Here is a 24037-nt window from a genome sequence, read left to right as displayed (position 1 = left end):
CATCCAGTATTATCTGCGCTTTTGGCTTAGCAGCTGCCGCACCTCGCTCGCCGTATCGGCACTTAGAATTATGCGGTGTTGCCTTAATTATTACCCTACCGTTCCCGCCAACAAATGCAACCCAAGCCCCGCCGCGCCGCACAGGCACATCGTCAAAATGGGGTTCCACTTATATTTGCGTAGCAGGATAAACGCGGCAAAAAAGCTGCCCGTGCCGATCCAGTCAATGCTGCCCAGCCCCAAGATTCCGTTGGGGAACACCACGATCCCCAAAATCGAAAGCCCTGCCCCCAGAATCAAGGCAATCACCGCCGGTCGCAGACAGGCCAGCACGCTCTGCAAAACCGAAAGATCCCGCCAGCGCCGGTAACACCACGCCAGCAGCGAGACCAGCACCAGCGCGGGGGTAATGCACCCCAGCGTGGCGATCACCGCTCCCGGCAGCTGGGCAATGCGCAGCCCCACAAAGGTGGCGCAGTTGACCGCAATCGGGCCGGGCGTCATTTCGGCAATGGTAATCAGATTGGTGAATTCCTGCAAGGTCATCCAGGGGTGCAGCTCCACAACCTGGCTGCGGATCAGCGGCATGGCAGCGTAACCGCCGCCCACGCTGAACAGCCCCACCTGCAAAAAGCTGAGATATAACTGTAAGTAAATCATCCTCACACCGTCCTTTTGCGGGCCAGCGCAGCGCGCACAACCCCAAACACCGCTGCGGCCAGAATGATAAGCACCACATTGACGCCAAAAATGTAGTTGGCCGCAAACGCTGCTACCATCAAAAACAGGGATACCGCCGAATGCGAAGCAATGACCTTGCCGCCCATACTGCACACAACGTCTAAGATGACCGCCGCAACCCCGGCCTGCATCCCTTTCAGCACCAGCGCCACATACACGTTGGCGGCAAACACATTGTAAAAATAAGAGATGATGGACAGGATAACCATGGGCGGCAGAATGGTGCCCACAACGGCAGTCATCATGCCCGGCAGCCCTTCCATCTGCCACCCTACCAGGATAGCCGCATTGACAGCGATGGCACCGGGGGCGCTTTCCGCCAGCGCGGTCATATCCAGCATTTCCTCCTCGGTGATCCAGTGCAGCTCGTCCACAAATTTCTTTTTCATCAGTGTCACAATCACAAACCCGCCGCCAAAGGTAAAGCTGCTGATGTAAAGTGTGCTGAAAAATAACCGGCAAAGCCTTGCCGCGCGGTTATGCTGATTCATTTTATTTTCCACCTTTTGCTGTGTAAATTGTTCAAAACTTTTGCCTGCCGCGCAAAGCCCACCCCCGCGCGGCACTATGGCTATCATACAGCAGAAAGACTTATATGTAAAATAGTATTATTTCATTAAAACCATGCTAGGGCAACACCGCACAATTCCCGCCTTGCGGCTTAAGCACCGCTCCGGCAGCTGCGGCACGGCATCTGCGTTGCCAAAATGCTCGATAAGACATCCAGTATTATCTGCGCTTTTGGCTTGGCATCTGCCGCACCTCGCTCGCCGTATCGGCACTTAGAATTATGCGGTATTGCCCTAGTTTTGCATGGTAATACCCTGCGGTATGGCTTGATCTGCCGCCAGTATGGAAAACAAAAACAAGTTATCCACAAAACAACCCTGTACCTGTTGAAACTTTCAACGAATATAAGGCTGTTTGTCTGCTGGGGCAGGCACCCCAAATAAAGGCGGAACAGAATTCTTACCACCAAAATGTATGGAAAAACAAATAGAACTGCACTTTTTTGCAATTTTTGTTGACAGCGCAAATAATATATGATACACTCTTTTCGATTTTGAAAGACGAATCGTGTTTGCAAGAGTTTTTCAAAGCAATTTACCTACGGACCGCCCAACAGGGGCGGGCCGGAATACTGACATTTGAAATGCCGCAGCGGCGAGCGAAACGTGTAAGCTGCTAAGAGAAAAGCGCAGCGTCATACGGATTGTATGACCGAGCATTTTTTCAACACAGATTGCACTTTGCAGCCGCTGATGTGGCGTTTCAGGCGAAGCCGGAAATGTTAGTGTTCCGACCCATGGCCATACGGACAGCCGGGTCCACTGCCGATCGGCAACTTTAGTTGCCTTATTGATTGAGTTAAAAGCTCAAATTTTATAAGTTGGTTCCTTTACAACCATGAAATTGCGCAGTCAGCTGCGCAGACTTGTGAAACGGTCAATAAAGAGTAGTAAAAGTAAGATTGCTATATAGACTCTGACACGCTCAACCTTTTTGAATCATGCCGCATTCGCTCTCCCGGTAAACACGCCGGGGGGATTTGGCCTGTGGCAAAATTAAAAAAGCTGGTTTCAAACGCAAGTCTGCACATCCGTGTAAGGCTTGCGTTTTTTGTTTTGCCAAACGGCACTTCCCAAAGGAACCGCGAACGGAGGTAAACATGAACGGTGAGAAAAAACGCGCCCGGTTGGACCAGCGCCGCGCCCCCATCCACGAAGCGCTGGAGAATTTCCGCCAGATGCGCGTGGTTCCCTTTGATGTGCCCGGTCATAAGCGGGGACGCGGCAACCCGGAACTGACCGCCTTTTTGGGCCAGCAGTGCGTTGGGGTGGATGTGAACAGCATGAAGCCGCTGGATAATCTCTGCCATCCGGTATCCGTCATCCGCGAAGCGGAGGAACTGGCCGCCGATGCGTTCGGCGCTGCCCACGCGTTTTTGATGGTGGGCGGCACCACCAGCTCGGTGCAAAGCATGGTGCTGACCGCCTGCAAGCGCGGGGATGAGATCATCCTGCCCCGCAACGTACACCGCAGCGTGCTGAACGCACTGGTGCTCTGCGGCGCTGTGCCGGTGTATGTCAACCCCGAAGTGGACCAGCGGCTCGGCATCAGCCTGGGCATGAAGCGGGAACAGGTGGCCAAAGCCATTGCCGAGCACCCCAACGCGGTGGCGGTTCTGGTCAACAACCCCACCTATTACGGCATCTGCAGCGACCTGCGCGCCATTGTGCGGATGGCCCACGATGCCGGGATGCTGTGCCTGGCTGATGAAGCCCACGGCACCCACTTTTACTTCGGCGGCGGCCTGCCGGTTTCCGCCATGGCAGCCGGGGCGGATATGGCGTCGGTTTCCATGCACAAAAGCGGCGGCAGCCTGACCCAGTCCAGCCTGCTGCTGACCGGCCCCAACGTCCACGCTGGCTATGTGCGGCAGATCATCAACCTGACACAGACGACCTCCGGCAGCTATCTGCTGATGTCCAGCCTGGATATCTCCCGCCGCAACCTGGCCCTGCGCGGCCGCCAGGTGTTCCACCAGGTGGCAGATATGGCCGAGTATGCGCGGGAGGAAATCAACGCCGTGGGCGGCTATTACGCCTTTGGCAAAGAGCTCTGCAACGGCAACTCCGTGTTTGACTTTGATACAACAAAACTCAGCGTCCACACGCTGGATATTGGCCTTGCAGGGATCGAAGTCTATGATATCCTGCGCGATGAATATGATATCCAGATCGAATTTGGTGATATCGGCAACATCCTGGCCTATCTTTCCATCGGTGACCGCCCGCAGGAGGTGGAACGCCTTGTCAGTGCCCTGGCCGAAATCAAACGTCGCTACCATACCGACGGCGCGGGCCTGTTGAGCCAGGAATACATTGACCCCGAAGTTGCCGCCAGCCCGCAGGAAGCATTCTATGCCCCCAAAAAGAGCCTGCCCCTGCGCGAAACGGAAGGCATGGTTTGCAGTGAGTTCGTCATGTGTTATCCGCCGGGTATCCCCATCCTGGCGCCGGGCGAGCGCATCACTGCTGAGATCCTGGATTATATCGAATACGCCAAAGCCAAAGGCTGCAGCATGACCGGACCGGAAGATCCTGACATTCTGCGCCTGAACGTTCTGGCCTAGGGTGTATCTGAAAAGCCGAAAATTCAGTCTATTACTACAAACACAGCCGGATTATGCCTTAAAAAGCCTTGGAATCCACAAAGGATTCCCGCGGCTCTTTGCCTTACATCCTGCTTGTGTTTGCGAAATATCCGTCATTTTCTTTGTTTTCAGATACACATTAAGAAGGAGGTTTGTACAATGGAAATGTGGTTTTCGGAATTTCATACCCCCGATGTAAAGCACAGCATCCGGGTCAACCGCCAGCTCTATTCCAAACAGAGCGACTACCAGCGCATTGATATTTTTGAAACGCCGGAATTTGGCCGGGTGCTTACGCTGGACGGCAATGTCATGCTGACGGAGCGCGATGAGTTCATTTACGATGAAATGATCACCCATGTGCCGATGTCGGTGCACAGAAGCGCAAAGGACATCCTCGTCATCGGCGCGGGCGATGGCGGCGTTGTGCGGGAACTGACCCGCTATGACCGTGTGGAGCGCATTGACCTGGTGGAAATGGACCCCCAGGTTATTGAAGCTTGCCGCGCCTACCTGCCCGGCAACGCCTGCCGTATGGATGACCGCCGCGTGCATATCTATTACGAAAACGCACTCAAGTTCATCCGCAAGTGTGAGGATGAATATGACCTTATCATTGTGGACTCCTCCGACCCGTTCGGCCCGTCGGAGGGGCTTTTCACCCGCGAATTTTACGGCAACTGCTATAACGCCCTGCGCGATGACGGCATTATGGTGAACCAGCAGGGCAGCCCGTTCTATGCCGAGGATGCCACCGCCATGCAGCGCAGCCACAAGCGCATTGCCAGCACCTTCCCCATCAGCAAGGTGTATCAGGCGCACATCCCCACCTTTGCTGCGGGCTATTGGCTCTTCGGCTTTGCCAGCAAAAAATACCACCCCATCAATGATATGGACAGTGACGCCTGGAATGCGCTGAACATGCGCACCCGTTATTACACCACCCGGCTGCATGTCGGGGCGTTTTACCTGCCGGCATTTTTGGAAGAGATGCTGCGCGAAGTGGAGGACTGTTGATGCTGCACCGCAATGTAGAAAACTTTATCGGCTGTGACAGCAGCTACCGTACTGCCGGCATTGTGCTGTACGGCGCGCCGTTCGATTCCACCACCAGCTACCGCCCCGGCGCACGCTTTGGCCCTGCCGCCATCCGCCACGAAAGCTATGGCCTGGAAACCTACAGCCCCTATCAGGATAAAGACCTGACCGACTGCAACGTGTTTGACAGCGGAGATCTGGAGCTCTGCTTCGGCTCCAGCGAAAGCGCTCTGGTGGATATTGAATCCCGCGCGGCAGAGATCCTGCGGGATGGCAAGCTGCCCCTGCTTCTGGGCGGTGAACATCTCGTCACGCTGGGGGCTGTGCGGGCTGCCGTGAAAAAATACCCCGACCTGCACATCGTCCATTTTGACGCTCACGCCGACCTGCGGGATGACTATCTCGGCGCACAGCTCAGCCATGCCTGTGTGCTGCGCCGCTGCCATGACCTTTTGGGCGATGGCCGCATCCACCAGTTCTGTATCCGCAGCGGCGATCGGGAAGAATTCCAGTTTGCCGCCCGCCATACCGATATTCACAAGTTCGATTTCACCGGTCTGCAGGAATTGACCGATTGGCTGTGCCAGGCAAATGTGCCGGTTTACCTGACAATCGACCTTGACTGCCTGGATCCATCGGCATTCCCCGGAACCGGAACCCCCGAAGCGGGCGGAGTCAGCTTCTTGCAGCTGCTGGGAGCCATCCGCACCGTAACCAAAGCAAACATCATCGGCGCGGATGTGAACGAGCTGGCCCCCATGCTGGACCAGAGCGGCGTTTCCACCGCAACTGCCTGCAAAGTGCTGCGTGAGCTGCTGCTGGCGCTGGACTGATCGAAGATCTGTACACCCTACATTCAAGGCAATACCGCATAATTCTAAGTACCGATACAGCGAGCGAGGTGCGGCAGATGCTAAGCCAAAAGCGCAGATAATACTGGATGCTGCAAAGGTGAGCGCCGCCAGTGGCGGAAACAGCGAACCGAAGCAGGGGCAGCGGTCGCAGAGTGCGAGGGGCTTTTGCCCCCGAAGCACGATGCGGGTACCGCAACCCGACATTATCGAGCATTTTGGCAACGCAGATGCCGTGCCGCAGCCGCCGGAGCGGTGCTTAAGCCGTAAGGCGGGAATTGTGCGGTGTTGCCTCAAATAAAACATAAAGGAGTACCATCATGAGCAAAGTTCTTGTTATCGGCTGCGGCGGCGTGGCCAGTGTAGCCATCTCCAAGTGCTGCCAGGTCAGCGATGTTTTTACCGAGCTGTGCATTGCCAGCCGCACCAAGTCCAAGTGCGATGCCCTGGCGGCAAAGCTGGCCCCCAACACCAAAACAAAAATCACCACCGCCCAGGTGGATGCCGATGATGTGCAGCAGCTGTGCGATCTTATCAACAGCTACAAGCCCGATCTGGTCATGAACATTGCCCTGCCCTATCAGGATCTGACCATCATGGATGCCTGCCTGGCCTGCGGCGTCAACTATATGGACACCGCCAACTATGAGCCGGAAAATACCGATGACCCGGAATGGCGCGCTATCTATGAAAAGCGCTGCAAGGAAGCAGGCTTCTCCGCCTACTTTGATTACAGCTGGCAGTGGGCCTATAAGAAAAAGTTTGAGGATGCCGGCCTGACTGCCCTGCTGGGCTGTGGCTTTGACCCGGGCGTTACCCAGGCTTACTGCGCTTACGCCGCCAAGCATGAGTTTGACACCATCGACACCATCGATATCCTGGACTGCAACGGCGGCGACCATGGCTATGCCTTCGCCACCAACTTTAACCCCGAAATCAACCTGCGCGAAGTTTCTGCCCCCGGCAGCTATATGGAAAACGGCAAGTGGGTCGAGATCCCGGCCATGAGCATCAAGCGGGAATATAACTTTGACCAGGTCGGTCAGAAGGATATGTACCTGCTGCACCACGAGGAAATTGAATCTTTGGGCAAGAACCTGCCAGACGTCAAGCGCATCCGCTTTTTTATGACCTTTGGCCAGAGCTACCTGGACCATATGCGCTGCCTGGAGGATGTGGGAATGCTCTCCACCACCCCCATCAACTTTAACGGTCAGGAAATCGTACCCATCCAGTTCCTCAAAGCCCTGTTGCCGGACCCCGCCAGCCTGGGCCCCCGCACCAAGGGCAAAACCAACATCGGCTGCATCTTTACCGGCAAAAAGGACGGCAAGGATAAAACCTACTATATCTATAACGTCTGCGACCATCAGGAATGCTACCGCGAAGTCGGCAGTCAGGCCATCAGCTACACCACCGGTGTGCCTGCCATGTGCGGCGCCTTGATGATGCTGACCGGCGAATGGACCAAGCCCGGCGTATATACCGTTGAGGAGTTCAACCCCGATCCGTTCCTGGATGCGCTGGACAAGTACGGCCTGCCCCGCAGCGAAAACCATAACCCTGTGCTGGTGGATTGATGAACCAGCGGGATATGCGGCCGCCTTTTGCGGCACTCGGCGGAACCATCCCGCCGGAACTGGAAAAACTGCCTACCCCCTGCTACCTGCTGGATGAAGACGCCCTGACCCGCAACGCGGAAATTCTGGGCGGCCTGGCCCAGCGCACCGGCTGCAAGGTGCTGCTGGCCCAAAAGGCGTTCAGCAATTATGACTGCTACCCCCTGCTGGCGCCACACCTGGCCGGTACCGAAGCCAGCGGCCTGTTTGAAGCCCGCCTGGGTGCGGAAGAGATGCCCGGCAAGGAAGTCCATGTATTCTGCGCGGCCTACCGTGCGGACGAAATGGATGAACTGGTGCAATACGCGGACCATATCGTCTTTAACTCCCCCGCCCAGCTGGCGAAGTTCGGCCCTGCCGCAAAAGCGGCAGGCAAAAGCGTGGGGCTGCGCATCAACCCGGAATGCTCCACCCAGGACGGCCACGCTATTTATGACCCCTGCGCCCCCGGCAGCCGCCTTGGCACCACCCGCGCCCAGTGGAACGCCGCAGTAGCGGCGAACCCCGCGCTGCCCAATTTGCTGGATGGCCTGCACTTCCACACCCTGTGCGAGCAGGACTCCGATGCGCTGGCCACGACGCTGGACGCTGTGGCCCAAAAATTCGGTGACCTGCTGCCTCGGATGCAGTGGCTCAACTTTGGCGGTGGGCACCATATCACCCGCCCCGGTTACGATATCGCCATGCTGGAACGCTGCATCACCCGCGCCCAGCAGGACTGGGGCGTGACGGTCTATCTGGAACCTGGCGAAGCCTGCGCCCTGAACGCGGGCTTCCTGCTCAGCCGCGTGCTGGATGTGGTGCAGAACGGCGATACAACCATCGCCATTCTGGACGCCAGCGCCGCCTGCCATATGCCGGATGTGATCGAAATGCCCTACCGCCCGCCGCTGTTTGCCGCAGCCGAACCGGGAGAAAAGCCCTGCACCGTGCGCCTTGCCGGGCCGACCTGCCTGGCCGGGGATGTCATCGGGGATTACGGCGTGGACGCCGTTCCCAACGTGGGAGATCTGCTGGTGTTCGGCGATATGGCAATCTATACCACCTGCAAAAATAATACCTTCAACGGTATGCCTCTGCCCGCTATCTTTGCCCGCGCCGCCAGCGGCACCACCCGCAGCATCGTGTCCTTCGGCTACGAAGATTTCAAGTACCGATTGGGCAAGAGATAAATAAAAGAGTAAAATAAGCGCCCCCGCCCAACAAAGTCTTGTTTGGGCGGGGGCGTTTGTGCAATCTTTTGACAATGTATTGTCGCCGACTTGTGTTGCAGACCAGATATCAAAAAATATAAGCCCACCAAAAGTGCCAGCACAACCGCCGTCATGCCCGACGCCTTTACTGATGTGTGATAAAGAAGTAATAGAAGTGTAAAAAATTTTGCCGTTCCTATCCGGCACTTAGCTCTTGTGTCGGATAGGTCGGGCGGTTATTCGGGCAAGTCCACCTTGCCAACGAAAGAATAATAAATCTCAATGTCCTGTCTGCGGGTCTTGTTCTCGTCATAGCTGCACTCATTCAGCATAAACTTCCTTTGCCATTCTAAACGCAGCCCATGCTTTTGGCCACCCTGCATAAAATGCAGCATGAGTTAAAATTTCCGCCATTTCCTCGCCAGTAACGCCATTCTTTTTTGCCGTTTCCAGATGGTATTTGAAAGAGCTGTCTGTCAAGCCCTGCGCCATTAACGCTGTGACGGTCACTATGCTGCGGTCACGCAAAGAGAGCTGTTTCTCTCTGCTCCATACCTCCCCAAATAAAACATCATCGTTCAATTCTGCAAATTTCGGCGCAAAGGTTCCCAGTGCGTCATGTCCTGCTGTCTGCTTAACCATAAAGTTTTCCCCTTTCTGTCCTTACTTTAACTTTTCATAATCTTCTTCGTTTACGACTTCCAGCCATTCATTGGAAGCACCCTCTGCGGGTACTTCTACGGCAAGATGTGCAAACCAGCTGTCTTTTGCCGCACCATGCCAGTGTTTTACTTCCGGCGGAATATTCACAACATCACCGGGGTGTAATTCCTGTGCTTCTTTGCCCCACTCCTGATAATAACCCCGTCCAGCGGTACAAAGCAGAATTTGACCGCCTTTATGGTGAATGTGCCAGTTATTACGGCAACCCGGCTCAAAAGTCACATTTCCGATTGTTACCCGTTCTGTGGAAAGCATATTCAAGTAACTTTGCCCAACGAAATATTGTGCAAATGCTTCATTCTTTTCTCCCATAGGAAAAACGCTGATATTTTCCGGTTTCATAAAGCCCCTCCTTATCGTTTTACTAAATACCGAAGCCATACACTTCCGCCGTCTTTTATCTCTGCACTTTGAAGTTCAAAAGCAACAGGCGTGTCAGAAGCCCATTCATCTTTTGCATTGAAAAGGGCGGGAGTTTTGGAAGAACCGTCTGCAACAGGTGCAATTACAACGCTTACTTCATCGCACATACCAGCCTGAATAAAAGACCAGTTCAAAACACCGCCGCCGCCCAGCATAAGCGTTTCAATACCGAACAGCTTTTTCAGCTTTTCCATAGCCATTTCATAATCTAAGGTTTCCACTCCGGCAACAATGTAGGAAATTCCTAACTTTCGCAAAAAGGCTTTATAGGAATTGCTGGCTTTTCCTGTCAATACTTCAATCACATGAGCGTGGGTATCAACATAGGTAAGCTTGCCGCTTTTCCAACCCAGCTTTCCAGCAGGGTCAACAGAAACATAGTACATACCTGCGTTTCCGTTTGCAACAAAATCCCCCTCCGGCACGACAGGGGCATTTTCGTCTAATGCAGGTTTTTCATAAAAAGTAAAATTGTCATCAGTCGTTACTCTGCCGGAAAGCCAGCCTTGATGTTTGTAATAAGGATTTTCTCCAAAGGATATGTTATAAAATACATTTCCAGCGTTTTCTCCCTCTTTGGTGTTCATATAAGAACCCATAATTTTCCCGTCAAGGGAAGTCATCATATGACAAAAAATATAAGGTCTATTCATTTTTTCTCTCCTCGAATATTTTATTTTCCGCTGAACACAGGAAATGAACTGTACTCGCCATAATCTTTCAGTGGTTTTATAGATTTCAAAATCTCCATATCCTGCTCTGAAATTTCAAAATCGACTTTTGCATTTTCAAGCATGTGTGCAGGGTTTGCTGTTTTAGGGAGTGGGAGAGTTCCAAGCTGTAAATCATATCGAATACAAAGCTGCGGTACAGTTACTTGATATTTTTCGGCGATTGCCCGAACTTCCTCACTCTTTAAAATTTCCCCATGTGCTACGGGCGAATAGGCTTCTACTAAAATACCGTTTTCCCGGCAGTATTCAATCAGATTTGCCGGAGTATTCCCGATATGTGCCAACAGCTGATTTACCATAGGCTTTATCGTGCAGGAAGAAAGGATATTTTCAATATCATGTTCTTGAAAATTAGATATACCGATTGCACGAATTTTTCCGGCTTTATAGGCGTCCTCTAATGCTCTCCATGCTTCTCGGTTTCCCGCTGCATAATCTCCGCCACGAAAATCCGTCCATGGCTGCGGACTGTGAATGAGCATTAAATCAATATAATCAAGTCCCATTTTTTCAAGGGAGCCTGTAATCGCCTGAGCAGCTTCCTCATAAGTTTTTAATTCTGCGGCTAATTTCGTTGTAATAAAAAGCTCTTGGCGGCTTATTCCACAATCCCGGACACCTTTACCGATACCACGCTCATTCTCGTAAGCCTGTGCAGTATCAATATGACGATAGCCTATTTCTACCGCTTTACAAACTGCTGCTGCCGCTTCATCATCTGGAATGAACCATGTACCTAATCCTATCTTGGGAATGTTAATTCCATTCATAAGTGTGTATGTTTCTGATAAAGTATTCTTCTGTTTCATGTTTTCCTCCTATTGACGCATTTAGTACAAACAAGTATAATCCTCCTGTAAGCTCGTTTAAATGATACAACTTAAAGTCAGGTTTAAGTCAATACCAAATACACATAACATTTCAGAAAATGAGAGGTTCAATTTATGTTATATACCGTTAGTGAAATGGCAAAACGATTAGGTGTAGCCCCTTCCACATTGCGTTATTACGATAAAGAGGGGTTGCTTCCGTTTATAGAACGTTCCGATGGCGGCATACGAATGTTTAAAGACACTGATTTTGAATGGCTTTCCATTATTGAATGTCTAAAAAAGACAGGTATGCCTATCAAAGAAATTAAAGTCTTTATAGACTGGTGCATAGAGGGAGATACAACAATTAGTAAACGAAAAGAATTGATTGAAAAGCAGCGACAGGTTGTTCTATTTCAAATTCAACAGCTCAAAGAAACTCTTTCCATGCTGGACTACAAAAAATGGTATTATGAAACTGCGGAAAAAGCAGGCTCATGTAAAGTACATGAAACAATGCAGGAAGATGATGTTCCCGACAATCTACGAAAAGCAAGAGAACGGGCAAAAGGTCTTTTTGCCTAAAATATGAGGGAAAGAAAAACTATTTTATGTTCTTCTTTCCCTTTGTCATATTCGGAATAGTAAGCTGCTGGCTATCAAGTTCTTGTTTGTTACTTTACCGCACATGAGCATTGATGACTGAGTTGACGCCGATGGAACATAGCCAGAACATCGTGGGCAGCTGTTCTTTCTGCGTTTTGGGCAGGACTTTACCCAGCAGCGTGCCCGGCAAACTACCTGGCAGCACCGCGCAAGACGGCTCTCCCACAAAAAAAGGCACTGCCGTTTCCCGGCAGCGCCCCAGTGATTATTGTAATTAGCGTTTACATCGTAAACTGGATTGCACAGAAAGCTGCGTAAATGGCCAGCAAAATAATACCCTGTGCGCGGTTCATCTTACCTTTGACGAGGGCAGGTACTGTCATGATCAGCATGACGGCCAGCATGACCGGCAGGTCTAACACCAGGCTGGAGTTTACTCCGAACAGCGTCGAGCTCTGCGGGATGGTGAACGGAGCCAGCGTAACGGAAACACCGCTGACCAGCACGAGGTTGAAGACGTTTGCACCGACGACGTTGCCAACGGACAAATCACTGTGACCTTTAATCAGCGAAGTAATGGCCGTGACCAGCTCCGGCAAAGAAGTACCCAGCGCGACAAAGGTCAGGGCGATGACGCTTTCGGGCACGCCCAGCGCTTGGGCGATCAGCGTACCATTATCAACGAGCAGATTTGCGCCAACGGCGATGACCGCCGCACCGGCGACCAGCAGGATCAGCGTCTTGGACAAGGGGATCAGCTCTTCCTCTTCGGCGTGTTCCTCAGCGGGGGCGTTCTTCATCTGCCGGACGTTGGCGACCATGTAGGCCACGAACATTGCCAGCATGATAAAGCCCATCGGGCGGGTAAATTCACCGAAGCCGTAGGCAGCCACGCAGTAGATGGCGGCGGCGATAAAGAAGAAGATAACCGGCGTTTTCAGCGTCTTGGGGTCAACCTTGCCAGGGCGCACGGCAATCGTGATGGCTGCGATCAGCGCCGAGTTGCAGATAACCGAGCCGATGGCATTGCCGTAGGCAATCTCGCCGTGGCCGGAAACCGCCGACATTGTGGAAACCATGACCTCCGGCAGCGTTGTGCCGATGGAAACGACCGTCGCGCCAATCAGCAGCTCCGGCAGGTGGAAGCGCCGCGCCAGCGCAGATGCGCCGTCGACGAACCAGTCGCCGCCCTTAATCAGGAACAGCAGACCGACGATAAAAAGTAAAACAGGTACTAACATACTTTTCCTCCATGTTTCTATTCTTCGCGTAAAGTGTGCGCCGGTGTCGGCGCATCACTGCGAAACGTCTTCAGCACGGACAGCCCCATAGGCAGCGCCAGCGCAAAGGCCAGCAGATCCGCGGCGGGCTGGGCGTACTCCACGCCTGCAAGCCCTAAAAGATTTGGCAGGATAAAGACGACCGGGATCAAAAACAATCCCTGCCGCGCGGCGGCCACCACCGACGCTTGCCACGCCATACCGATGGTTTGCAGCAGCATTGTACACAGGATAACCGTGGGCGCAGACATTTCCAAAATCAGGCGGCGCACCGGTGCTTGTGTCATATAGCGCACGCGCTCTTCCGCCGTCATAGCTGTTGTTTTCATCGTTGTACTTCCTTGCCGCAGCACTGCTATTGTACCGCAGCCGGGCAGGCAATGCAACGAAAATCGCTGCTGTTTACGCATAAAACCGGGGGCTTTGCGGCGGCCTCCGGTTTTATGGTTTTCGTTTACTTCTGCATGATGTGAATTCCGGCATACGGTTGTTTCTTTGCTGTTGCATAACGGGGTTGATAAAATTTCCGTGGCGGACTTTGTTGGTGATGACCCTGCAACCCTTGACCGTTACTATGCCCATCTTATCAATGATGGGAGGGTACAGGCAGCAAACGCAATGAATTCCATCATTGGCTTTGCCGCCACGGAAATACCGGCTGAATAAAAACTGAATAAAAAATTGACTTGTTACCACGAAAAAAGAAAAAGAACGGTAAAACCTGACGTTCTACCGTTCTTCATATGGTTGCGGGGACAGGACTTGAACCTGCGACCTCCGGGTTATGAGCCCGACGAGCTACCATCTGCTCTACCCCGCGATATTTAGTTGCTCTCTCTTGAGTACCTAAATAGTATAGCATCCACATCCCGCAATGTCAATACCCTTTATAAAATATTTTTTGCATCCTGCCCCAAAAACAAAAGCCCGCGCAAATTAGTGGTTGAATCCCCTAGTTAAAACGGGTACTATTATAATAGAAAAGGATCGCCAAAATCCGGCAGATATCCCTTGCCCGGCGGGCGGCGGTGCAAAAAATAAACGGTGCCCCTGGCGCAGCAGCCGGGAACGCTGTGAATGAGGTTAGGAAAGTTATGAAACGTCTGGTCGTTGGGGTTCTGGCACACGTGGACAGCGGAAAAACCACTCTTTCGGAAGCACTGCTCTACCGTGCGGGCAGCATCCGCAAGCTGGGGCGCGTAGACCATCGGGATGCATTTTTGGACACCGATGCGCTGGAAAAAGCCCGCGGCATTACCATTTTTGCCAAACAGGCCGTGCTTACCCTGCCGGCCGGAACGGTGACGGGCACCCCGCTGGAAGAGACCCAGATCACCCTGCTGGATACCCCCGGCCACGTGGACTTTTCGGCGGAGGCCGAGCGCACGCTGCAGGTGCTGGATTATGCGGTGCTGGTCATTTCCGGCACGGACGGCATCCAAAGCCACACGATGACATTGTGGCGGCTGTTGGAGCGCTACTATGTGCCAACCTTTATCTATGTCAACAAAATGGATCTGCCCGGTGCGGACAAAGCCCTGCGCCTGCGGGAGCTGCGGGGCCGCTTTGGGGATGGCTGTGTGGACTTTACCCCCACCGTTCCGGCGGAAGAACGCGCCGAAGCCCTTGGCGTGTGCAGTGAACCGCTGATGGAAGCCGTGTTGGCAACAGGAACGGTGCCGCAGGTGGATCTCATCACGGCAATCACGCGGCGGCAGGTGTTCCCCTGCTATTTTGGCGCAGCTCTGCGGCTGGATGGCATTGACGACCTGCTCAATGGTCTGCAGCGGGATACCCGCATGCCGCCGGACGCCGGCAGCTTTGGCGCGCGCATCTTCAAGATCGGGGCAGACGAATCCGGCGCGCGCATGACCTACCTGAAAGTGACGGACGGCGTGCTGAAAGTCAAATCCAACCTGGTATCCCGCCCAGATGCCCGTGTGGAGTTTGAAGAAAAGGCCGACCAGCTGCGGGTCTACTCCGGCAGCAAATACCGCCTGGTCAGCGAAGCCCCGGCGGGCACCGTCTGTGCGGTGCTGGGCCCCACAAAAACCTATCCCGGACAGGGCCTTGGCGTACAGCCGGATGCCCGCCAGCCGATGCTGGAACCGGTGCTGAACTACCGGGTGGAGCTGCCGGAAGGAGCTGACCCCCACTATGCCCTTCTGGCCCTGCGCACCCTGGAGGACGAGGATCCACAGCTGCATGTGGTGTGGAACGCCGCTCTGGGCGAGATCCACCTGCAGCTGATGGGTGAAATTCAACTGGAAATTTTGCAGAGCGTGCTGCAAAGCCGCTTTGGATTGGAAGTGGCCTTCGGCGAGGGCGGCATTCTATACAAAGAGACCATCTCTGCCCCGGTGGAGGGCGTGGGCCATTATGAACCGCTGCGCCATTATGCGGAGGTTCATCTGCTGCTGGAACCCGGCGAGCCGGGCAGCGGCCTGCAGTTTGCCAGCATTTGCCGCACCGATGCGCTGGACCTGAACTGGCAGCGGTTGATTTTGACCCACCTGGCGGAGCGCAGCCACCCCGGCGTGCTGGCCGGTGCGCCGCTGACCGATGTGAAAATCACCCTGACGGCAGGCCGTGCCCACATCAAGCACACCGAGGGCGGGGACTTTCGCCAGGCAACCTACCGCGCCGTGCGGCAGGGGCTGCGCACCGCGGCGGCCCGGGGGCAGGCGGTCCTGCTGGAACCCTGGTATGACTTCCGGCTGGAAGTCCCGCAGGACTGTGTTGGCCGCGCCATGGCCGATCTGCAGCGCCGCTGCGCGGAATTCAGCACGCCGGAAAACGAGGATGGCCTGGCCGTCATTACCGGCAAAGCCCCGGTTGCCGAAATGCGGGGCTGTGCGCGGGAAGTGACCGCCTACACCCGCGGTGCGGGCCGCCTGAGCTGTATGCCCCGCGGCTATGCGCCCTGCCACAACACCGAAGCCGTGCTGGAAGCCATTGGCTACCAGCCGGATGCCGATACTGAAAACCCGGCGGATTCCGTATTTTGCGGCCACGGCGCGGGCTACCTTGTCAAATGGGACGAAGTTCCCGCCCACGCCCATGTGGCCAGCGGCCTGGGGCGCAACGCGCCCGGTGCCCAGCAGGCGAAACAGGAAGAAGCGGATGCCTCCGATGAAGCATCCGATGCCCGCCGCCGTGCTGCCGCTTACTGCGGCACACTGGAGCAGGACAAAGAGCTGCTGGCGATTTTTGAGCGCACCTATGGGCCGATCAAGCGCCGGGGGGAAGCCGCAGGTCAGCATGACCAGCTTGCCGCGCGCAAAGCCTTCCGCAGTGTGGGGCCAAGCCAGAACCGTACCCCCGCTGCACCGCCGCCCAGCGGGCCGGAGTACCTGCTGGTAGACGGCTACAACGTGATTTTTGCGTGGGATGAATTAAAGAAGATCGCGGCGGAAAACCTGGATGCCGCCCGCCGCCGGTTGATGGACATTCTGTGCAACTATGCGGGCTACCGCAAGTGTGTGCCCATCCTGGTGTTTGACGCCTACCGCGTCAAGGGCGCCGGGCGGGAACAAGAAACCTGGCACAACCTGCATGTGATTTATACCCGCGAAGCCGAAACCGCCGATATGTTCATCGAGCGCGCCACCCATGAGCTCGCCAAAAACCACCGCGTGCGGGTGGTCAGCTCCGATGGTGCGGAACAGATCATTATTCTGGGCAACGGTGCGCTACGGGTATCCGCCCGCGCATTTGAGCGCGAGGTGCGTGCCGTGGAAGCCGAGATCCGCGAATTTTTGGACCAGTAAGGGAATACTGCATCCATCCAAGCGCCGATACGGCGGGGATGATGGTAGAGTGTATTGAAAGGCAGGAAAACAATGGATTTTATGCTCAGCCGTGCCACACGGGTCACGGCGCAGTGGGCCAGTGCGCCCGTGCAGCATGCCGTGGCGCGCTTTTGGCGTGATATGGAAATGACTCTTTCCACCACCGGTTTTGTGCCGGATAACCGCCTGATGATCTGCCTTGCCCCCGCCCTGCCGCCGGAAAGTTATACGCTGGATGTGACGGAAAACCAGCTCACCCTCTGCGCGGCAGATGATTTGGGCGCGGTGTACGGCCTGCTGGATATCAGCCGTCATTACCTGGGGGTAACACCATTCTGGTTCTGGAACCAGCAGCAGTTTGAGCCCAAACCCTTTGCCACTGTGCCGGAGGGCCGCATTACCGGGCCAGCCGCCGCTGTCGGCCTGCGCGGGTGGGATCTTTCGGATGCACCATGGCTGTCCGCCTGGGCGGATGCCACCGAAAACGGCTGGGAGATGATTTTTGAATCCCTGCTGCGCTACCGCGGCAATATGGTGCGCACCGACAAACAGGCGGACCTTGCCGCCGCCATGGGCCTGCGCCCTGTGCAGAACCCGCAGACCCCGCTGGGGGCTGCCCCGCAGCAGGCTGCGGCGGAAAACCCGGAAGAACGCCATAAAATCTGGCAGGATTCTATCCGCACTCTCAAAACCAGCCCGCGCATCTGGGCGCTGGGCATTGACGGGATGGGGGGTGATCCCGATGGCACAGCCAGCACTGCGGCGTTGCAAGAGCAATGGCAGCTGCTGAACGCCACGGTGCCCGGTGCCGTTGCCTATATTCTGCTGCAGGGCGAAACCGTTGCGCTCTACCAGGAGGGAAAACTCAAAATCCCGGATAGCGTTATCCCCGTTTTAACCCCGGCCCCCAGTGCCAGCAGTGCGGGCGGCCCTGGTCCCGGCGCGCAGCACGGGCTGTGGTTCAGCCTTTGCCGCCGCGATAAGCTGACCGGCAACCCCATGACCGCCTACCCCGGCGGCGATACCGCCGTTAACGGAATGCTGCAGGGAGCCTGGCGCGGCGGGGTGCGCAGCTTCTGGATGGTTGGCACCGGGGACCTGCGCCCCTCCCTGATGGAGTTGAACCTGACCGGTGCTTTGTGGTGTACCCCGGATACCGACTGCGCCGCGCAGCGCACGGCTTACCTGCGCTGTACCTACCGTGCGCCGGATGGCTGGGCACTGACGGACAGCGCACTGGAGGATCTTTCGGTCTGCCTGCGCGCCCGTGCCGAAAGCGCCGTGCAGGCGGGCAGCCCGCCGCAGCCGGTGGGCGAAGCGTTCCTGACCCGCAGCACCCGGCTGTTTGCTTCGGCCTGGCTGTGCGGCAAAACGCAGGGTCCGATTCAGGAACTTGCCGCTCTGCTGCCCGCAGAAAGCTATGCGGAACAGCTGGCTGCCTATCAGCAGCTCTGCACTTCCGCGTTGGAAAATTATGAAACGCTGCTGCCTGGCTGTTCTTACGCCGGGCGGGCCACCACGCCGCTCTGGCAGGAGCAGGTGGTGTTCAGCGTGCGGCTGTACCTGTACGCCCTGCGCGGGGCGGTGCGCTTTTGCACCGCACGGGAGCAGTTTTTGGATAAGGACTGGCAGAACTGCTTTTGCACCCTGGGCCGTGCGGCGGATGATTTTGGTGCCATGGCGGCTCTGCTGCAGCCCAAAACTGGGTTCTGGGCCGGCTTTTGCAGCGATACCATGCTGGACGGCGCACTGACCGCCCGCGTTCTGACCGGTCTGATGGCGATTCCCCGCGCGGCCGGGGACGGGCCGGATTATGCCGCCTGGCAGGCTCCACTGCCTGGTGCCCCGGCGGCCCCCGTGCCGGATTTTACCCTGTACCGCGCCCTGGTGCAGGCGGAAACGAAAAAAGTGTAAGGGCCGGGCCGAAAATGTACCGAAAAATCCATGTGTTACCCGCAAAGAATGCAAGGGCAACACCGCACAATTCCCGCCTAGCGGCTTAAGCACCGCTCCGGCGGCTGCGGCACGGCATCTGCGTTGCCAAAATGCTCGATAATGTCGGGTTGCGGTACCCGCATCGTGCTTCGGGGGCAAAAGCCCCTCGCACTCTGCGACCGCTGCCCCTGCTTCGGTTCGCTGTTTCCGCCACTGGCGGCGCTCACCTTTGCAGCATCCAGTATTATCTGCGCTTTTGGCTTAGCAGCTGCCGCACCTCACTCGCCGTATCGGCACTTAGAATTATGCGGTATTGCCCTGAGCTTTTTGAGCACCGAGATAACCGGCGGCTTTACCGGCGGCACCGTTGGCATGTATGCCTCCGCCAACGGCACCGCCGGCACCAACCACGCCGCTTTCTACTGGTTCGCTTACCAGCAGGTGTGAAACAAGTTGCGCAAAAATATGACAATCAAAAGCAGCTCCCGCCGCCGCGGGGCTGCTTTTGGTTTATAAAGTCGCATTTTGCCGTGAAATTGAAACGTTTCATCAAAATGAATACTACTTTCTTGTTATATTCGACAAGGAAAACGGTTGCGATTCGTGCAAGGCTACAATCTTGCACTCAAAATCCAAAAAACGATTGATTTTTGCAAAACACGGGTGTAGTATAAAGCCACAGAAAGGTTGGAAACGTTACCAACCCGTGAACCACACCGACCCGCAACGGTGCAACTGGTTCCACTTAAAAAGGAGGATAATACCATGAAATCCAAGCAAACAATCTCTCTCGCCGTGGCATCCATGATGGCTGCCGGCCTGCTGGCAGGCTGCGGCTCCACCGCATCTTCCACTGCTTCCTCTGCTGCAGAAAGCACCGCAGCTTCTTCCGAAGCTGCCAGCTCCGAAGCAGCCGCCCCGGCAGATACCACTGCCGCCGGCAAGGTCTACTACCTGAACTTCAAGCCCGAGCAGGATGAAGCCTGGCAGGCTCTGGCAAAGACCTACACCGAAGAGACCGGCGTTCCCGTTACCGTTGTGACCGCTGCTTCCGGCCAGTACGAAACCACTCTGATGAGCGAAATGGCCAAGAGCGATGCGCCCACCCTGTTCCAGGTCAACGGCCCTGTCGGCCTGGCCAACTGGAAGGATTACTGCTATGACCTGACCGGCTCCAAGATCCTGGGCGACCTGACCAGCGATTCTTACGCCCTGAAAGATGGCGACGCCACCGTGGCCATCGGCTACGTTATCGAGAGCTACGGCCTGATCACCAACAAGACCCTGCTGGAAAAGGCCGGTTACACCACCGATGATATCAAGAGCTTCGCAGACCTGAAGAAGGTTGCCGAGGACATCACCGCCCGCAAGGACGAACTTGGCTTTGCAGCATTCACCTCCGCCGGTATGGATGCTTCCTCTGACTGGCGCTTCAAGACCCACCTGGCCAACCTGCCCATCTACTTTGAGTACCAGGCTGACGGCATCGGCTCCACGGATGCCATCAAGGGCACCTACCTGGATAACTACAAGAACATGTTTGACTTGTACATCAACAACTCCACCTGTGCTCCCACTGAGCTGGCTGGCAAGACTGGCGATGACAGCCGCAACGAGTTCCTGGACAATGAGGCTGTCTTCTTCCAGAACGGTTCTTGGGAATATACCAACCTCGTCGGCGATGGCAAGCCCTTCACCGATGACGACCTGACCATGATCCCCGTCTACATTGGCGTGGGCGATGAGGCCAACCAGGGCCTGTGCACCGGCACCGAGAACTACTGGTGCGTAAACAAGGAAGCCGACCAGGCAGATATCGATGCAACTCTCGACTTCATCTACTGGTGCGTCAGCTCTGATGAGGGCACCAAGGCCATGGCAAACGATATGGGCTTTGTTATCCCCTTCAAGAATGCTCAGGAATCCCCCAACCTCTTCGTTAAGGTTGATAATGCTCTGACCGCTGAGGGCAAGACTCCTGTTGCCTGGTGCTTCTCCACCATGCCTTCCGAAAACTGGAAGAACGGCGTTGGCTCTGCTCTGACTGCTTACGCAGCCGGCACTGGCGATTGGAACGCTGTTGTGACCGCCTTTGTGGATGGCTGGAAGACCGAAGCTGCCCTGAATGCAGGCTGATATGAACCAAAATAGCGAGACCTGAATGTTAAAAGCGGGGCGGGCGATGATTCGCCCGCCCCGCTCTTTTATGTGCTCAAGTACGTGCTCAAGGGGGTACTGTTATGGAAAAAGCGATCCAGCGCTATTGGCCTGTGTTCGTGCTGCCCACCCTGCTGGCCTTTATCATCGGCTTTATCTGGCCGTTTATCTGGGGCGTGGCGCTTTCGTTCTGCAAATTCACAACTGTTCAAAATGTTACCTTTGTTGGTCTCGGCAACTATGCCAAGATCTGGCTGGATGATACCTTCACCCATGCGTTCTGGTTCACTGCGGTGTTTACTGTGGTGTCCACGGTGCTCATCAATGTGCTGGCGTTCGGCATTGCGCTGCTGCTTACCCGCGGCATCCGCGGCACCAACATCTTCCGTACCACCTTCTTTATGCCCAACCTGATCGGCGGCATTATCCTCGGCTATATCTGGCAGATTCTGCTCAACGGCGTACTCAGCGCACTCGAAAAACCGCTGCTTTCCCTGAACGCCACGTACGGCTTCTTGGGCCTTGTCATTCTGATGTGCTGGCAGCAGATCGGTTACATGATGATCATCTACATTGCTGGCCTGCAGAACGTGCCGCTGGATCTGATCGAAGCCGCCAAGATCGATGGCGCAAACGCCAAGCAGATCCTGTTTAAGATCACGATCCCCATGGTTATGCCCAGCATTACCATCTGCACCTTCCTGACTTTGACCAACTCCTTCAAGCTGTTTGACCAGAACCTGTCCCTGACCGGCGGCGAACCGGCCAAGCAGACCATGATGCTGGCTTACAACATTTATGATACCTTCTATGCCCGCTCCGGACCCCAGTGGAAGGGCATCGGCCAGGCAAAGGCTGTTGTGTTCTGCCTGTTTGTTGTGGTGCTGGCCGTACTCCAGCAAAAGCTGACCCAGTCCAAGGAGGTGCAGCAGTAATGGAAAAAACCATCAAAAAACCGGTGGAAGAAAAGCCTACCGTTGGCAAAGCGGACCGCCGCATCAATGCCATTCTCAGCGTGGTGCTTGGAGTGCTGTGCGTTGCATGGATCTACCCCATCGTCATGATCTTCTTTAACTCCCTCAAAACCGAGCGCGCCATTACCACCTCCCGCGCGTTTGAGCTGCCCACGGCCGAAACCTTTGTCGGCCTCAAAAACTATATTTACGGCATCCAGGAAATGGACTTTTTGTCTTCCTTCTGGTATAGCCTAGTCATTACTGTCAGTTCCGTTGTGCTGATTCTGCTGTGCTGCTCCATGTGCGCATGGTTCATCACCCGTGTCAACGGCAAACTTTCCAAACTGATGTACGGCTTGTGCATGTTCAGCATGGTGGTGCCGTTCCAGATGGTCATGTTTACCCTGGCCAAAACAGCGGATAGCTTAAAATTGAACAACCCTTACAACATCTGCATCATCTACCTCGGCTTCGGTGCCGGTCTCGCGGTGTTCATGTTCACCGGCTTTATGAAGAGCATGCCGGTTGAAATTGAGGAAGCCGCTATGATCGATGGCTGCAACCCGCTGCAGATTTTCTTCCGCGTGGTCTGCCCGATCTTAAAGCCGACGATGATCTCTACCGCAATCCTGGAAACCATGTGGGTCTGGAACGACTATCTGCTGCCCACCCTGGTGCTGGATATCAAAACCTACCGCACCATCCCCATGGCAATCCAGTATTTCCGCGGCAGTTACGGCAAGGTGGAAATGGCGCCCATGATGGCCTGCATCATGATCACCATTCTGCCGGTCATTATTCTGTATCTGATCTGCCAGAAGTATATCATTGATGGTGTGGTGGCCGGTGCTGTAAAGGGCTAATGGCTGCGGCACCCTGCTGCCGGAAGGAGTTTTCTGTGTATGACCATCAAAGATATTGCAAAAGAATCAGGGTATGCCATCGGCACGGTTTCGCGGGTGCTCAACAATAACCCCAGCGTCAGCCCGGCCGCCCGCGCCAAGATTCTTGAGGTCATCAAGCGGTATAATTATCAGCCAAACTCCAACGCCAAACACCTGAAACAGCAAAGCAGCGATGGCCTTGCCCTGATCGTAAAGGGCACCCAGAACATGTTGTTTGTGGACATTCTGGAAAAAATGCAGGCTATCCTGGAGGAACGCGGATATGTTTCCACGGTCTATTATATTGATGAAGAAGCCAACGAAGTTGCGCAGGCCGAACTGATCTGCGCCGAGCGCAAACCTTATGGTATTGTTTTCCTTGGTTCTAACCTGGAATACTTCACACCGCAGCTGGCGGAACTGCGTGTTCCATGCCTGCTGCTGACCAACAGCGCCGCAACCCTGAATATCCCCAACCTGTCCAGCGTCAGCGTGGACGATGTTTCGGCATCGTCCCTGATGATTGAGTACCTGTATGCGCAGGGCCACCGCAAGATCGGGCTGATCGGCGGCAAGCCAGACCAGTCCCGCCCCAGTCTGTCCCGTCTGACCGGCAGCCAGAGCGCTATGTTCCGCCTTGGCCTGCCGTTCGAGATGGAAAAGCAGTATGCCTATGCCCGGTTTTCGCTGCAAAGCGGATATACCGCCATGGAATACCTGCTCAAGCACTGCCCGGATATTACGGCAGTGTTTGCCATGTCGGACCTGATGGCCCTGGGCGCGATCCGTGCCTTGAATGACCATGGCCTGCGTGTGCCGCAGGATATCTCGGTTTCGGGCTATGACGGTATTGCGCTGGGGCGCTACAGCAACCCGCGGCTGACCACCATCCGCCAGAACTCGGAACGACTGGCCCAGCGCGGTGCGGAAATTCTGCTCAACTGTATTGAAAACGGAAGCAGCGCGGTGCATGAAGTGGTTCCTTTTGAATTGATTGAGGACGAAAGTGTTGCGGCTTTGCCCAATCATTGAACGAACCAGACATATGCGGAGTATATAAGGCAACACCGCACAATTCCCGCCTTACGGCTTAAGCACCGCTCCGACGGCTGCGGCACGGCATCTGCGTTGCCAAAA

The 24037-nt window shown here is 55.2% G+C and carries 23 protein-coding genes and 1 tRNA gene; 13 read left to right on the top strand and 11 right to left on the bottom strand.

Annotation, left to right across the window (positions count from 1 at the left end):
• Window positions 1–90: 90 nt before the first annotated feature.
• The 3 genes from C4885_RS10540 to C4885_RS16495 all read right to left on the bottom strand — a co-directional run bounded on the left by C4885_RS10540 (window position 91) and on the right by C4885_RS16495 (window position 2373).
• A complete protein-coding gene (locus tag C4885_RS10540) occupies window positions 91–660 on the bottom strand; it encodes a chromate transporter (RefSeq protein WP_114000305.1) in 570 nt (189 codons plus the stop codon).
• A gap of 2 nt (window positions 661–662) precedes the next feature.
• Window positions 663–1232: a chromate transporter gene (locus C4885_RS10535; protein ID WP_114000304.1), complete on the bottom strand. Its 570-nt coding sequence runs from the start codon at window positions 1230–1232 to the stop codon at window positions 663–665.
• A gap of 1003 nt (window positions 1233–2235) precedes the next feature.
• A complete protein-coding gene (locus C4885_RS16495) occupies window positions 2236–2373 on the bottom strand; it encodes a hypothetical protein (protein ID WP_158538874.1) in 138 nt (45 codons plus the stop codon).
• 37 nt (window positions 2374–2410) lie between these two features.
• Between C4885_RS16495 and C4885_RS10530 the strand changes: the two genes are divergently transcribed.
• The 5 genes from C4885_RS10530 to C4885_RS10510 all read left to right on the top strand — a co-directional run bounded on the left by C4885_RS10530 (window position 2411) and on the right by C4885_RS10510 (window position 8578).
• On the top strand, window positions 2411–3877 hold the full coding sequence (locus C4885_RS10530; protein ID WP_114000303.1) for an aminotransferase class I/II-fold pyridoxal phosphate-dependent enzyme: 1467 nt from the start codon (window positions 2411–2413) through the stop codon (window positions 3875–3877).
• Between the two features lie 180 nt (window positions 3878–4057).
• Window positions 4058–4915, top strand: a complete 858-nt coding sequence (gene speE, locus C4885_RS10525; RefSeq protein WP_114000302.1) for a polyamine aminopropyltransferase — start codon at window positions 4058–4060, stop codon at window positions 4913–4915.
• Window positions 4915–5769 carry an agmatinase gene (speB, locus tag C4885_RS10520; protein WP_114000301.1) on the top strand — a complete coding sequence of 285 codons (855 nt, stop codon included), beginning with the start codon at window positions 4915–4917 and terminating at the stop codon, window positions 5767–5769. Before speE ends, speB begins: the two co-directional genes overlap by 1 nt.
• Window positions 5770–6107: 338 nt before the next feature.
• Window positions 6108–7367 carry a saccharopine dehydrogenase family protein gene (locus C4885_RS10515; protein ID WP_114000300.1) on the top strand — a complete coding sequence of 420 codons (1260 nt, stop codon included), beginning with the start codon at window positions 6108–6110 and terminating at the stop codon, window positions 7365–7367.
• A complete protein-coding gene (locus tag C4885_RS10510; RefSeq protein ID WP_114000299.1) occupies window positions 7367–8578 on the top strand; it encodes a carboxynorspermidine decarboxylase in 1212 nt (403 codons plus the stop codon). The genes C4885_RS10515 and C4885_RS10510 overlap by 1 nt, the downstream gene beginning before the upstream one ends.
• 342 nt (window positions 8579–8920) lie before the next feature.
• Here C4885_RS10510 and C4885_RS10495 read toward each other — a convergent pair whose 3' ends face one another.
• Genes C4885_RS10495 through C4885_RS10480 form a run of 4 tightly spaced genes read right to left on the bottom strand, consistent with a single transcriptional unit; the run spans window position 8921 to window position 11288 of the window.
• Window positions 8921–9241, bottom strand: coding sequence for a carboxymuconolactone decarboxylase family protein (locus tag C4885_RS10495; protein ID WP_114000297.1), 321 nt, complete (start codon window positions 9239–9241; stop codon window positions 8921–8923).
• 21 nt (window positions 9242–9262) lie between these two features.
• The gene (locus tag C4885_RS10490) at window positions 9263–9664 is read right to left on the bottom strand and encodes a cupin domain-containing protein (protein ID WP_114000296.1); all 402 of its coding nucleotides are present in this window, start codon (window positions 9662–9664) and stop codon (window positions 9263–9265) included.
• An 11-nt stretch (window positions 9665–9675) separates the two neighbouring features.
• Window positions 9676–10398, bottom strand: a complete 723-nt coding sequence (locus tag C4885_RS10485; RefSeq protein WP_114000295.1) for a dihydrofolate reductase family protein — start codon at window positions 10396–10398, stop codon at window positions 9676–9678.
• A 20-nt stretch (window positions 10399–10418) separates the two neighbouring features.
• Window positions 10419–11288: an aldo/keto reductase gene (locus C4885_RS10480; RefSeq protein WP_114000294.1), complete on the bottom strand. Its 870-nt coding sequence runs from the start codon at window positions 11286–11288 to the stop codon at window positions 10419–10421.
• A gap of 135 nt (window positions 11289–11423) precedes the next feature.
• On the opposite strand from C4885_RS10480, the gene C4885_RS10475 reads away from it, so the two are divergent.
• A complete protein-coding gene (locus C4885_RS10475) occupies window positions 11424–11876 on the top strand; it encodes a MerR family transcriptional regulator (RefSeq protein ID WP_114000293.1) in 453 nt (150 codons plus the stop codon).
• Between the two features lie 94 nt (window positions 11877–11970).
• Here the strand turns inward: C4885_RS10475 and C4885_RS16490 are convergent, their stop codons facing one another.
• From C4885_RS16490 to C4885_RS10460, 4 genes are all read right to left on the bottom strand, one after another.
• Window positions 11971–12123, bottom strand: coding sequence for a hypothetical protein (locus C4885_RS16490; protein ID WP_158538873.1), 153 nt, complete (start codon window positions 12121–12123; stop codon window positions 11971–11973).
• Window positions 12124–12178: 55 nt separating this feature from the next.
• Window positions 12179–13138, bottom strand: coding sequence for a calcium/sodium antiporter (locus C4885_RS10470; protein ID WP_114000292.1), 960 nt, complete (start codon window positions 13136–13138; stop codon window positions 12179–12181).
• 17 nt (window positions 13139–13155) lie between these two features.
• Window positions 13156–13506: a hypothetical protein gene (locus tag C4885_RS10465; protein ID WP_114000291.1), complete on the bottom strand. Its 351-nt coding sequence runs from the start codon at window positions 13504–13506 to the stop codon at window positions 13156–13158.
• Between the two features lie 415 nt (window positions 13507–13921).
• A tRNA-Met gene (locus C4885_RS10460) sits at window positions 13922–13997 on the bottom strand.
• 274 nt (window positions 13998–14271) lie between these two features.
• Between C4885_RS10460 and C4885_RS10455 the strand changes: the two genes are divergently transcribed.
• From C4885_RS10455 to C4885_RS10430, 7 genes are all read left to right on the top strand, one after another.
• Window positions 14272–16947: a translation factor GTPase family protein gene (locus C4885_RS10455; RefSeq protein WP_114000290.1), complete on the top strand. Its 2676-nt coding sequence runs from the start codon at window positions 14272–14274 to the stop codon at window positions 16945–16947.
• Window positions 16948–17019: 72 nt separating this feature from the next.
• Entirely contained in the window at window positions 17020–18882 is a 1863-nt protein-coding gene (locus tag C4885_RS10450) for a glycosyl hydrolase 115 family protein (protein ID WP_114000289.1), read from the top strand.
• A gap of 141 nt (window positions 18883–19023) precedes the next feature.
• Complete coding sequence (locus C4885_RS17210) at window positions 19024–19350, top strand: hypothetical protein (protein ID WP_158538872.1); 327 nt, start codon at window positions 19024–19026, stop codon at window positions 19348–19350.
• A 318-nt stretch (window positions 19351–19668) separates the two neighbouring features.
• Entirely contained in the window at window positions 19669–21039 is a 1371-nt protein-coding gene (locus C4885_RS10445) for an ABC transporter substrate-binding protein (RefSeq protein WP_114000288.1), read from the top strand.
• A 104-nt stretch (window positions 21040–21143) separates the two neighbouring features.
• Window positions 21144–21995 (top strand): carbohydrate ABC transporter permease, encoded by an 852-nt coding sequence (locus tag C4885_RS10440; RefSeq protein ID WP_114000287.1) that lies wholly within the window; start codon window positions 21144–21146, stop codon window positions 21993–21995.
• A complete protein-coding gene (locus C4885_RS10435) occupies window positions 21995–22879 on the top strand; it encodes a carbohydrate ABC transporter permease (RefSeq protein ID WP_114000286.1) in 885 nt (294 codons plus the stop codon). The genes C4885_RS10440 and C4885_RS10435 overlap by 1 nt, the downstream gene beginning before the upstream one ends.
• A gap of 39 nt (window positions 22880–22918) precedes the next feature.
• Window positions 22919–23932: a LacI family DNA-binding transcriptional regulator gene (locus C4885_RS10430; RefSeq protein WP_114000285.1), complete on the top strand. Its 1014-nt coding sequence runs from the start codon at window positions 22919–22921 to the stop codon at window positions 23930–23932.
• Window positions 23933–24037 lie beyond the last annotated feature (105 nt).

The organism is Subdoligranulum sp. APC924/74, from assembly GCF_003324125.1.
GTDB classification, from domain to species: domain Bacteria; phylum Bacillota; class Clostridia; order Oscillospirales; family Ruminococcaceae; genus Gemmiger; species Gemmiger qucibialis.
This window is presented reverse-complemented; position numbering and strand designations above follow the sequence as displayed.